General features: G+C 39.9%; 13 protein-coding genes and 1 pseudogene. 2 read left to right on the plus strand and 12 right to left on the minus strand.

Translation table 11 applies throughout. The features are described from left to right. Window positions 1-61: 61 nt before the first annotated feature. Window positions 62-310 (plus strand): annotated as a pseudogene (locus HT701_RS10400) (hypothetical protein); the annotation flags it as partial. A gap of 159 nt (window positions 311-469) precedes the next feature. Here HT701_RS10400 and HT701_RS10405 read toward each other — a convergent pair. Genes HT701_RS10405 through HT701_RS10415 form a run of 3 tightly spaced genes read right to left on the minus strand, consistent with a single transcriptional unit; the run spans window position 470 to window position 3,079 of the window. Then, window positions 470-1,234, minus strand: coding sequence for an ABC transporter permease (locus tag HT701_RS10405; RefSeq protein WP_101514658.1), 765 nt, complete (start codon window positions 1,232-1,234; stop codon window positions 470-472). After that, a complete protein-coding gene (locus HT701_RS10410) occupies window positions 1,227-1,997 on the minus strand; it encodes an ABC transporter ATP-binding protein (protein ID WP_119920046.1) in 771 nt (256 codons plus the stop codon). The genes HT701_RS10405 and HT701_RS10410 overlap by 8 nt, the downstream gene beginning before the upstream one ends. Then, window positions 1,967-3,079, minus strand: a complete 1,113-nt coding sequence (locus HT701_RS10415) for a ThiF family adenylyltransferase (RefSeq protein WP_101514657.1) — start codon at window positions 3,077-3,079, stop codon at window positions 1,967-1,969. The genes HT701_RS10410 and HT701_RS10415 overlap by 31 nt, the downstream gene beginning before the upstream one ends. Before the next feature lie 267 nt (window positions 3,080-3,346). On the opposite strand from HT701_RS10415, the gene HT701_RS10420 reads away from it, so the two are divergent. Then, entirely contained in the window at window positions 3,347-4,024 is a 678-nt protein-coding gene (locus HT701_RS10420; RefSeq protein ID WP_000433071.1) for a metalloregulator ArsR/SmtB family transcription factor, read from the plus strand. Window positions 4,025-4,084: 60 nt separating this feature from the next. Here HT701_RS10420 and pepF read toward each other — a convergent pair whose 3' ends face one another. From pepF to HT701_RS10465, 9 genes are all read right to left on the minus strand, one after another. Next, window positions 4,085-5,881 carry an oligoendopeptidase F gene (pepF, locus tag HT701_RS10425; RefSeq protein ID WP_119943621.1) on the minus strand — a complete coding sequence of 599 codons (1,797 nt, stop codon included), beginning with the start codon at window positions 5,879-5,881 and terminating at the stop codon, window positions 4,085-4,087. Window positions 5,882-5,891: 10 nt separating this feature from the next. Next, complete coding sequence (locus tag HT701_RS10430) at window positions 5,892-6,635, minus strand: 16S rRNA (uracil(1498)-N(3))-methyltransferase (RefSeq protein ID WP_101514655.1); 744 nt, start codon at window positions 6,633-6,635, stop codon at window positions 5,892-5,894. 1 nt (window position 6,636) lies between these two features. Beyond that, the gene (prmA, locus tag HT701_RS10435; RefSeq protein WP_023940752.1) at window positions 6,637-7,587 is read right to left on the minus strand and encodes a 50S ribosomal protein L11 methyltransferase; all 951 of its coding nucleotides are present in this window, start codon (window positions 7,585-7,587) and stop codon (window positions 6,637-6,639) included. A 135-nt stretch (window positions 7,588-7,722) separates the two neighbouring features. Beyond that, the gene (locus HT701_RS10440) at window positions 7,723-8,151 is read right to left on the minus strand and encodes an NUDIX hydrolase (RefSeq protein WP_000418168.1); all 429 of its coding nucleotides are present in this window, start codon (window positions 8,149-8,151) and stop codon (window positions 7,723-7,725) included. Further along, entirely contained in the window at window positions 8,132-9,220 is a 1,089-nt protein-coding gene (locus HT701_RS10445) for a site-2 protease family protein (protein WP_172931503.1), read from the minus strand. Before HT701_RS10445 ends, HT701_RS10440 begins: the two co-directional genes overlap by 20 nt. A gap of 18 nt (window positions 9,221-9,238) precedes the next feature. After that, complete coding sequence (locus tag HT701_RS10450) at window positions 9,239-9,709, minus strand: DUF3013 family protein (RefSeq protein ID WP_000257101.1); 471 nt, start codon at window positions 9,707-9,709, stop codon at window positions 9,239-9,241. A gap of 290 nt (window positions 9,710-9,999) precedes the next feature. Then, window positions 10,000-10,452 carry a type II toxin-antitoxin system HicB family antitoxin gene (locus HT701_RS10455; protein ID WP_000961810.1) on the minus strand — a complete coding sequence of 151 codons (453 nt, stop codon included), beginning with the start codon at window positions 10,450-10,452 and terminating at the stop codon, window positions 10,000-10,002. A 36-nt stretch (window positions 10,453-10,488) separates the two neighbouring features. After that, window positions 10,489-10,668, minus strand: coding sequence for a type II toxin-antitoxin system HicA family toxin (locus HT701_RS10460; RefSeq protein WP_001132284.1), 180 nt, complete (start codon window positions 10,666-10,668; stop codon window positions 10,489-10,491). Between the two features lie 135 nt (window positions 10,669-10,803). Next, window positions 10,804-11,019, minus strand: a 216-nt coding sequence (locus HT701_RS10465) for a hypothetical protein (RefSeq protein ID WP_172931502.1), incomplete at its 5' end; no start/stop codon positions are given.

Consider the following 11,019-nt stretch of genomic DNA (forward strand, 5'->3'; position numbering starts at 1 on the left):
ACTCTATGTGTTCCCATATCTGTTTTTAAAAAATGTCGTGTTTTCTTGATTACAGCTCTATAAGGAGCATATCTATTATGCACCCCCCTATGTCTCTTGGGAAAGGGGAACTAATGAGAATCACAATAGGCTCATTCGGAGATGGTTACCTAAAGGAACTAAGAAAACGACTCCCAAAGAAGTCGCATTCATCGAAAATTGGATTAATAACTATCCTAAAAAACACTTGAACTACAAGTCCCCCAGAGAAGACTTCTTGATGGAGAACTTGAAATTTGGCAATGAAATAAAAACTATACAAATTGATTAGGGAATTTAAAACAATTTCTAACAATATTTTAAAAACTGAACCGTACCATTTCAACTTCAATACATTACAATATTGATAGGCACAGTTCCCATACCTGTCCAAATTCGAATAACGTTTAGTATAAATTAGAATATGACTACAACATCACAAATAATTAGACTATCTATAATATCTACGATGTAACATATACATAGGAAGCACCGTTATCAAGAGCGCCAAGGCTATCAACCAGATAAGATGAAGATACAAACCTGTCACCTCACCTCCCCATATAATACGAATCATGCGGGTAGCGTGATACAAGGGAGAAAACCAAGTCAAATCACCAAGTATTGGGGGCAAGGAAGTAATGGGAAAGAAGGTATCTGAAAACATATAAAGAGGACGGATTACCAAAACATTGTAGTAATTCAGAAATTCCCTAGACGGTGCCAAGTAGGTAAAGATTAGTCCTAAAACACCAAACAAATAACCCACTATAAATAAAATCAGAGGAATCAATAACATCAAGACATGAAAATGCGCTGTGATAAGCATGGAAATCAGCCAAAAAATCCCACCGAAAATCACTGCACGAATACCTGCCCAGATAGCCTGACCCACCACAATATCACTCGTATTGATTGGCGTCATCAACATAGCATCATAAGTCTTTTCAATCTTATACCGGATAAAGGCATTGACCGTTGTTTCTGCGGTGGCCGCAGACATGGCAGTCGCAGCAATTAAACCTGTAATGACAAAATCACGGTAGAGCATACCGTTAACATGCGTCAAATAGGCACCAACTCCAAATCCCATTGCTAAAAGATAAAAGAGGGGGTCGATAAGGTTGGGGACAATTGAAATTTTAAATAAATTTCTAAAACTCATGTAGTTGCGTACCACAACGTGTCCGATGGACTGAAATGATAACTTAAACATGCAAGTCCTCCTTCTCTGTCCCAGTCAACCCCAAAAAAAGCGTCTCAAGGTTGTCAGCATCATACTGGATGAGCAAGTCTTCTACAGTTCCTTCTTCTTTGATAGTCCCTTGGTGGAGCATCAGCACCCTATCTGTCAAATATTCAATCTCATTCATATAGTGGGAAGTAATAATGATGGAAACACCTAATTCCTTCAACTCCAAAAGTTTATCCCAAATAATATTGCGGGATTGAATGTCTAAACCAACTGTCGGTTCATCTAAAATGATAATATCAGGCCGATTGATGAGAGCTCTTGCCAAGACAAGACGTCGTCGCATCCCACCCGACAGTTGATTCACCATCTTTTGCGCATGTTTGCTCAGTTGAACAAAATCCAAGAGAGAATCGATTCTCTTCCTAAGTTCGACAGATGAGATACCATAACATAGACCGTGAGCAAAAAGATTATCATAAACATTCAAGGTCATGTCCAGCATATCCTCCTGCCCTACAATACCCAGACAAGATTTACTCTTACGACGATTGGTTTCAATATTTTGCCCCAAGATATCAATCTCTCCTGAGGAAATTGAGGTCAGTGAGTAAATCATCTTTAAAGTGGATGTTTTGCCAGCACCGTTGATTCCCAAGATACCCAAACACTCTCCTTCTCCCAATTCAAAGCTAATTCCCTTGACAGCTTCATAAGAACCATATTGCTTTTTTAGATTTTTAACACTTAACTTCTTCACTCTTTCTTTCCCCCACAAATAGAGCATGTTGGATACTTTGTTAATTCATCAAAATGTTGTTCGAATGTTATAAAGTCAATTGAGAATCTTTTATTAAATGTTAGCAATGCTTCGTATCCCCAAAAAATATATCTTAAAATTTCAAACGAAATAAAATACCCTTGAAATAGACAAGCAGAACCTAAAGCACCATTCGGAGTTCTGAACATCTCTAGTTCCAATGAATTTGTCATCGTACGAACAGTCTCCAACTCCTCAGCATACTCAGGAATTTTTTCCAAATCCTCTAAAAACTGACAGTAATAGCACGCTGCTTTATACGGAATAATTGAATATACTTTCCCATTTTTCTTACCCACCACAGCAGACAGACATAATTTATTGTATTGAACACAAGCTTCATTGACCCAAAAATCAATATAGCCTGTTGGATAATCTGCAACATTTACTACGATATCACATTTTGAAGTTTTTATTAACTCATCAACATCCTCTTTTGAACCTATCTCTTTATCAAGTACCTCAAATTCAATTAAAGGATTAAACTTTCTAAGCGACTCTTTTGCAGCCTCTACTTTTCTTTTTCCAATATCAGATGTCGAATACAAAATTTGTCTATTGAGATTACTAGCTTCTACCGTATCAAAATCAACTGCTGTAATATGCCCTATACCTAATTCAGCCAATGCTAGACAGATATTACTTCCTATACCACCAATACCTAAGATCAAAATACGCGTCTTTTTTAATTTTAACTGATAATCATATTTTGTTAAAGATAATGTATCTAAAGTATTAAAAAAGTTAAGATTTACGGAATATCTGTCCAATTCTTCTGAAGTTAATTCAGTTGTAGTAACAAAATTATCCTCCAAATACCCTAGTGTATCTAGTAAAGAAATACTTTCTTCTACCTCATTAGGGGACAAGCTATCAACTAAGCTACAAATTTCATTGATTGTGTATTGTCCATCGAGAAGCTTAATGAGCTGAGTATACTTCTCATCCAGATTCTCAATCTCAATACCATAATCTTTTCCTATACCTAATCTAATTTTATCCTTTAAAAATAGGACACTATGAATATCTTTAATTTTAGGTAAATTCAATTCTATTTCCTCCTAAAATAGACAAAAGGAATGGAAAAATCCATTCACTTTTGAAAAAATGTTGAGAATGTAATCTTAAGATTAACGTCCTTCAACTGTGGATACTGCTGCAATTACTTTTGTAATTTTACCTCCATTTAAACTCAGACAATAAAATTTAAAATATTCTCTAGTAAAACATTTTAAAAATCTATTTATCTTGTGCTTTAATTATAGTATAATAAAAGATAGAAAATCATCGATATGTGAAATTTGGAGAAAATTTTTATGGAACCAGATATTTTCATCATCACAAAACTCTTATCAGACCCTTCTCGGATGCACATTTTAGATATTCTAATGGATGGAAAAGCTCACACGGTTAACGAAATTGCCAGCTTTACCAAAATCAAGCAACATACTGTCAGCTATCACCTCAAATTACTTACCGAAGCACAGGTAACCACTCTACAAACCTATGGACGTTTTCATTATTATTCTTTAAAAAGTGCTGCCATTGCAGAAATGCTGGAATTTCTCAGCTTCTACTCTCCTCAGCGTGATGTCAAAAGTTATAAACAACACATTCACAAAAAGGAATTAAAGGTCGCTCGCACCTGCTATGACCATATTGCTGGTGAGCTTGGCATTTCCATTACCAATTATCTCTTGCAAGAAAATCTCCTCAGCGAATCAGAAAAAGACTTCCAACTCACTGAAGCTGGGAAGTCTTATTTCCAAAGAAAATTACACATTGATACGGATGAATTGAAAAAGAAAAAACGGAAATTTTGCCCTAAATGTTTGGATTGGAGCGAACGTAAAAATCATGTCGGCGGAGCTCTCGGCAATGCTCTTTTAGAATTTTTCAGTGAAAAACAATTGGTCATCCCTGCACAAACGCCACGTTCACTTACCATTACAGAGCAGGGCAAAGAATTCCTCGAAAAGGAGTGGGGGATTTAAACATAGATTTTTAAGCAAATAACTGTCCATACCAATTCTATAACAACCTCTCTATTCCCCTTACTCTCCCAACTGGGCACTGTAGGCGATAATCTGATCAACCGTATCAGACAAGAATTGGATGGTATCACGAAGTGGTTTATCTGTTGAAATATCCGCTCCGATAATCATGGCTGACTCAAGTGGTGTCTTACTACCACCTGATTTGAGAAGTTTGAGCCAGTCTTCAGCTCCAGTTTCTGAATTTTTTAGATGAAGGTAACCAGCAGTCGAGATGACTAGTCCAGCTGAGTAAGTGTAACTATACAAGCCCATGTAGTAGTGAGCTTGACGCATCCAAGTCAAAGCTGCATCATCGTCAATTTCAATGGCATCTCCCCAGAAATCCGTCAAAACTTCCTTCATAATACTGTTGAGTTTGCTTGCTCCAAAGGTCTCCCCTTCTTCAATCAATGTATACACCTTACGCTGGAAGGCTGCTTCCAAAAGGTGAGTGATAAAGTTATGGAAGTAGGTGTCTGTCAAGCGGTGAGCCAGAGCGAAGCGTTTTTGACGAGGGTCGTCAGATTGGTGCTCCAAGTAGTCACTGAGTAGCAATTCATTGAAAGTTGACGGCGCTTCGACATAGTAGGTCGACATGTGAGCATTGAAGTAACTCTGATGATTGTCTGAAAAGATGAATTGACCAGAATGCCCGATTTCATGAATCAAGGTATAGACATCGCTCAAACGACCTGTCCAGCTCATGAGGACATAAGGGTGCACGCGATATGGATCCGCCGCATAACCTCCGGAATCCTTGCCACTATTGGCAGCAAAGTCCACCCAGCGCTCTTCTTGATAGCGAGCAACTTCCTGACAATATTCTTGTCCCAAAGGTTCTACCGACTTCATGACCAAATCATAGGCGTCGTCAATGGTCACTTGAGGATTGAGGGCACTATCCAAATCCAATTTCCAGTCTGCAAAGGTCATCTTTTCAAGACCATTAACCTTGGCAACATGCTTGAGGTATCTCTGAGCGACTGGTGCAAAATCCTTCATGATGAGGTCAATCTGGCGGTCAAACATGGCACGGTCCACTTCCTGCTCAGCTAGAAGATAATCAAAAACTGATTCGTAGCCCTTCATATCTGCCAATAGTTTTTCAGACTTGACTTGGGCTAGATAGGCTGCTGCAGCCGTATTTTGGTGCTTACGAAGACCTTCTGAGAAGGAACGGAAAGATTTTTCACGAACCTCAGCGTCCTCATGGTTTTGGTAGAAATTCTCATAGGTCACAAAGCTGTTTTTGTAGGTCTTGCCATGGGCTTCAAAGTCAGCCATTTCAAAATCCCCAGCACGCATCTTAGTATAAATATCCTGCGGACTGTAGAAAACTTCACCCAGATTGGTCAAGGCTTTTTCCACATCAGCCCCTAGATAGTGGGCTTTTTTGATTTTTGCCTGACGAATAGCTGCGGTCAAATGTGGTAATTCACCCAAACGGTCCAAGACTTCCTTATCAGCTTCTACCAAAGCATCGTCAAAAAAGGTCAATACTACGCTGGCATCTGTTTCAAATTCCATCCCAGCTTGGGCAATATTGGCAAATTCATCATTGCTATAGTCTGTCGTCTGCGGCATAAAACCATAGTTACCAATATGGCTCATCTGGATGTAGATTTGTTCCAATTCCGCAAAGGCCTTTTCAAAATCCTCAAAAGTATGAAGATTACCCTTGTAATCACGGCTAAATTGATTGATGTCTTCGCGAGCCTTCTCGATTGCACGCAAGAAATCTTCACGGTCTTGGTATAGAGCTGTTAAATCCCAAAGTTCCTTTTCTGGAAACTCTGAACGGTGTTTTTGTTCCATTTTCTTCCTCTTATTTCTCTAATTCTAATAAAACACTAAGGGCTGATAAAGCGTAAAGTGGTGCTGTTTCTGCTCGCAAAATACGAGGACCAAGTCCTGCAAGAACCGCTCCCTTAGCTTCAAAACTCTCAATTTCTGCAGGTGAGAGACCGCCTTCTGGACCAAAGATAAAGAGCAATTTATTTCCCTTCTCGAGTCCAGTAACTGCTTGTAAAAGCGCAGCAGCTTCTCCTTCTTTAGCCGATTCTTCATAGGCTACTATGATAGAGTCAAACTGGTCCAGCTGAGCTAGAAAATCTGCTTTTTTCTCGAAAAGTTTAATACTTGGTACAATATTACGCTTGCTTTGCTCGGCTGCTCCAAGGGCAATTTTTTCTAGTTTTTCAACTTTTTTACCCAATTTCTTGCCATCCCACTTGGCAACTGACCAGTCTGCAGGAAAGGCCCAGATTTGGCTAGCACCCAGTTCGGTTACTTTTTGAGCGATGAACTCCAACTTGTCTCCCTTGGGAAATCCAGATGCGATGGTCACTTGGACTGGCAGTTCCGCATTGTCAGCCAATTCTTGGATCAACTCAAACTGACGGGCTTCCACATCCAGCACGCGCGCCAAGCGCTTGATGCCATCCTCAAAGACCAAAGTAACCTCATCATCTTCTTTCAAGCGCATAACCTGAAACATATGCTTGCTGGTTTCCTTGTCCTCGATAGTGACAGGAGAGATAGCACTGCCTTTTACAAAATACTGCTGCATGCTAGCCTCCAATCACACCAGAGATATCCTTGGTTTTCTTAAAGACACAGGTATTCCATTCCCCTTGAACCATGTGAGTTTCGAGGAAAAATCCAGCTGATTCAGCCAACTCGCGCACCATATCCCACTTATCCTTGATAATGCCACTCATGATCAGGTAACCTTCATCCTTAACCAAGCGATAAGCATCCTCTGTCAGATGAATGAGGATATCCGCCAAGATGTTTGCCACGATGACATCTGCTTCAATCTCCACGCCTTTAAGCAAATCGCCTGCCGCTACATGGATATTTTCCATTCCAGGGTTGAGCTCAATATTTTCCTGAGCCACACGAACTGCCACATCATCCAGGTCATAGGCGAAAATTTCTTTAGCCCCCAGAAGCGAGCTGGCAATAGAGAGAACCCCTGAACCAGTTCCCACATCTAGCACCGTTTCGCCACCACGAAGAACCTGTTCCAAGGCAAAAAGGCTCATCTTGGTAGTTGGGTGGGTTCCCGTACCAAAAGCCATGCCAGGATCCAGCTTGATAATTTTTTCTCCCGCAGTCGCCTCATAGTCTGTCCAAGAGGGAACGATGGTCAAATCATGAGTGATGCGAGCAGGTTCATAGTATTTCTTCCAGTTGTCTGCCCAGTCTTCCTCAGCCAAGGCAGTCGTACCTATTTTTAACTCTCCCAAATCCATAAAATCTGTCAATTCTGCTAGACGAGCCTGCAAATCCGCCTCAACCACTGTCACATCCACCGTGTCAGGGTAGTAGGCTGTCACTACGATTTCTTCTTGCTGCTCCACCTCTGGGAAAATCTCTCCAAAGCGGTCCACATTTCCCACATAGTCCATACTGTCTTCGATTGCGACTCCTTGCGCTCCCAGCTCAATCAAGAGATTGGAAACCAACTCCTCTCCCTCACGCTTCACTGTAACTTTTAACTCTTGCCATGTTTCCATTATTAATACCAAGCCCGTAAAACACAAAACCAAAATAGGAAATTCTCTGAAGACACTTGTGTCTAAGAGAAGTTTATCTTTTTGGCACAGTGTTTAGGGCGGGTTCAGTTTAGAAATGTAACTGAACCATCCTTTCTAATCACTTACTTTTAAATAATCTTTTAATCTCTCTTGCAACTGAGGCACAACTTGACTGGAACTAAGAAATTCCTCAACATTCATCAGCTGATAACCCTGTCCTTCATCTCCGAAGATGATATTGTCAAATTGTTCTTGTCTTAGCTGACCAACCATAAAGACCGATTTCTTGCCTTTAAAAATTACGCTAGGATAAATCTTGCTCCAAAGCAGACAGTCTTCATCTAAATGAATTCCCAGTTCCTCATAAACTTCACGCCGAGCGCATTCAAAAGGGCTTTCGTCCCCTTCACGGCCACCACCTGGCAACTCCCACATGTTGGGACAAGGGATATCGTCCTTGTCATCACGCAAAATCGTCAGTAGCTTATCCCCACAAAAGAGGGCAATCTTGCAACCTTGGAAATCAGAAATTTCTAGTTCCATCTTCAGTTCCTTCTAACATTTCCTTTTCCAGCTCTGCTAACAAGTTTTCATAATAGCGTTTCTCGTCCCTCAACATTCGACTACTATCCATTTTCTGTCTAGCAATCTTGAGAGCCTTACGAGTTCGATCTACATCTTTCTTCACCTTTAATTGATACCAGGCTTGTATCACTTGAAGATTGGACAGTTTGAGAGACAGAAACGATTTGACCTGTCGAATACTAGCATATTGCTCCGCTTGCTCAAAATCTCCTTCCAACAAGGCGATATGAAGCAGGGATAGTTGGGCAACTGTCTGCATCATCGGAGTAGTTGTCCTCTCAAGTAATGCTTGAAACTGCTGTTTAGCTACTTCTTCCTTCCCTTCCAAAATGGAAACTTCACCTTGCATACCTAATACACCATCCGCAAAACTCCCTCGTGCATCCTCAGGAACTGCTTGAACAAAGTCTTTCAAATCATATTCTTGAGGAGCAAGCAAAGTTTGAGCAGAATGTCTCAATACCAGGTAGGCGTATTTGGTATTTTCAGGGTGTTGTAGTAATTCCCAAATTTTTGCTCCATCGGTGATGTCGACTGGCAAAATGTTATTTAGGAAGAAAGATAAATTAAGAAAAATCCAAGTCCCTGCAAAATACCAGCTTCTTGTCAAAAATCCAAACACTATCGCCAATAATATCAAGCCGAGATGAACCATCAAGCCTCCTGAAAGCATCAGGATGATTCTTTGATCGCTTTCATCCTCTTTTAAACCAATGTATTGAGCACCAACATTTTTCAGAATGGCTGTTCTACTAAGATGAAACCTGCCTGACTTTTTGGTCAAAATAAAATGTCCTAATCCAAAAGCCACCAGCCGATAGCCTGTCAAGTAGCCACAAAAAACATGACCCAGTTCATGAAGAATAAAGATTAAATACATGCTTAGAAGAGCGAAGGCATAACCAAAAGTAAAGGCTAAAACTGCGGAATACCCCAACTCTGCAAATGCGATTGTTCCACAAGCAAAAGCTAGCATAATAAAGACAACAGCTAGCACATAAACCAAATAAGTCCCAATTTTCTTCATAACACCTCCAACCAACTCCTAGTATCTTGGATAAGGATAAAATTCTCCCTCTTCCAAGCCAACTTTTCCTTCTTCAAAGACTTCTTGATTCCATTCCATAACAAATTCCTCTGCTTCTGGATCTTCCAAAAAGTCCATGAGGGTATCTAGCCCAACCTCAGCAGTATCTTTAAGGAAAAGGGCAAAATAAGCTAAAAATTCACGGGAAAATCCTTTTTTAGGCAGGTAAGGAATAACAGTCAAATAGTCTTCCTCATTGACTGTTGACTTGGCAGGATTGTAGAAAAGGACCGCTTCCTCAAAAAGAATGTCATCTGATGAAACCTCTCCGTCTTCATCCACCATCTCCACACCTGCAGCATTTTGCGCTTCCAATAGAAAACTCACTTCTACCGCATGGTTGCGTTTGTCCCAGCTAATCTCAAAGTCAAAGGGAAAGTTCTTGTCCAACTCTTCCTCTAAAACATCTAAAAATCCGTATGTTGCCATTTTGTCCTCTTTCTATGCGACTCTTTAATCGCCCCGATTGCTCGGAAATATGCTAAAATAGATACTACCATCTTACCACAAAATTATTTTATGTCCTAATTATACCATATTACCTCATTTAAACCCTTGGTATCAGTGATTTTCTTAAAAGTCTGATTTCTTCATTTCTCATAAAAATCAATATAAAAAGCCCGCGAAAGGGCTAATAAATCTATAAAATCAATAGGCGAGTAACTAGCACAAGTGGACGTGCTTTTTTATTGACTATTACCACGATACCACGCTTAATCTTAGGCTTGAACTTTCTTATCTGCAATAGCGTCTGTCAAAGTCTGAGAAAAGTTAAGTCCCATTTCTCGTCCCAACTTATCTGCCCATTTTGGTATGGTCAAAGTCTTTTTAATGGGTTCCTGACTTCCTAGGTATTCTGATACATCAACAGATACCATAGAAATAAAAGATTTATCAAGGTCATAGGTTGACACGAAATCTTCATCATCTTTAAAAGGATCATTATCAATTAAAGACAAGCTATTGATATCTGATGGCTGAGGTAACTCTCCATCACTCTCTATCAAATCTGCAACAGTTATCCCTAGCCACTCCGACCCCATAGCCAAAGCCTCAGAAATCCCCTCTCCTTGTGTAGCTGAGTATTCAAAATCTGGGAAATGGACAAAATAAGTCGCTTCTGTTCCGTCTGTGTCGTCATAATAAAATAAAGCTGGATACGTAACTAACATTTCACTACCTCCATATCAAAAAGCAGGGGCTGAATTTTACAACCCAGCTTGCTTTCTTATCCCTCTTTCAGTGTACTTATTCAGCTCACCATGAAGGATTGTGATAGGTCTTTCCCCTTGCTTTTCCATTTTAATATGGGAGCCTTTACCGCCTCTAGTCTTTATCCAACCATGGGCCGTAAGGAGTTTAACCATCTCTTTTTGTGTCATAGGCATAGCGCTTTTACCTCCTGACAACACCATTATAACACGTGTTACACGTATTGTAAAGGAGTGATACTTATTATTCTATTATACATAAAAGCCCCTAGATGTGGTTCTAAGGGAAGCCAATTTATTCATACCTATTTTCTAATGAGTAGTAAAAACTGCTTCTTTATCGAACAATTCATCATCTGTATAGTCAATTGTAAAAGTATCTCGATCTAAGACAGATTGAGGCGGAGTTGAATGAATCATAGGAACACTGCGTACTCTATATTTTTTATCTCCAATTTTTACAAACTGATACTCTTCGAAAATCTCTTCAAACCACGTCAACGTCGCCTTACCGTACTCAAGTACAGC

The sequence above is a fragment of the Streptococcus sp. 10824 genome (genome assembly GCF_013276595.1).
Taxonomy (GTDB): Bacteria; Bacillota; Bacilli; order Lactobacillales; family Streptococcaceae; genus Streptococcus; species Streptococcus pseudopneumoniae.

Coding starts and splice junctions, on each gene's coding strand:
- HT701_RS10405 (WP_101514658.1), bottom strand. CDS start 1,234: ATGTTTAAGTTATCATTTCAGTCCATCGGACACGTTGTGGTACGCAAC.
- HT701_RS10410 (WP_119920046.1), bottom strand. CDS start 1,997: ATGCTCTATTTGTGGGGGAAAGAAAGAGTGAAGAAGTTAAGTGTTAAA.
- HT701_RS10420 (WP_000433071.1), top strand. CDS start 3,347: ATGGAACCAGATATTTTCATCATCACAAAACTCTTATCAGACCCTTCT.
- pepF (WP_119943621.1), bottom strand. CDS start 5,881: ATGGAACAAAAACACCGTTCAGAGTTTCCAGAAAAGGAACTTTGGGAT.
- HT701_RS10430 (WP_101514655.1), bottom strand. CDS start 6,635: ATGCAGCAGTATTTTGTAAAAGGCAGTGCTATCTCTCCTGTCACTATC.
- prmA (WP_023940752.1), bottom strand. CDS start 7,587: ATGGAAACATGGCAAGAGTTAAAAGTTACAGTGAAGCGTGAGGGAGAG.
- HT701_RS10440 (WP_000418168.1), bottom strand. CDS start 8,151: ATGGAACTAGAAATTTCTGATTTCCAAGGTTGCAAGATTGCCCTCTTT.
- HT701_RS10445 (WP_172931503.1), bottom strand. CDS start 9,220: ATGAAGAAAATTGGGACTTATTTGGTTTATGTGCTAGCTGTTGTCTTT.
- HT701_RS10450 (WP_000257101.1), bottom strand. CDS start 9,709: ATGGCAACATACGGATTTTTAGATGTTTTAGAGGAAGAGTTGGACAAG.
- HT701_RS10455 (WP_000961810.1), bottom strand. CDS start 10,452: ATGTTAGTTACGTATCCAGCTTTATTTTATTATGACGACACAGACGGA.
- HT701_RS10460 (WP_001132284.1), bottom strand. CDS start 10,668: ATGCCTATGACACAAAAAGAGATGGTTAAACTCCTTACGGCCCATGGT.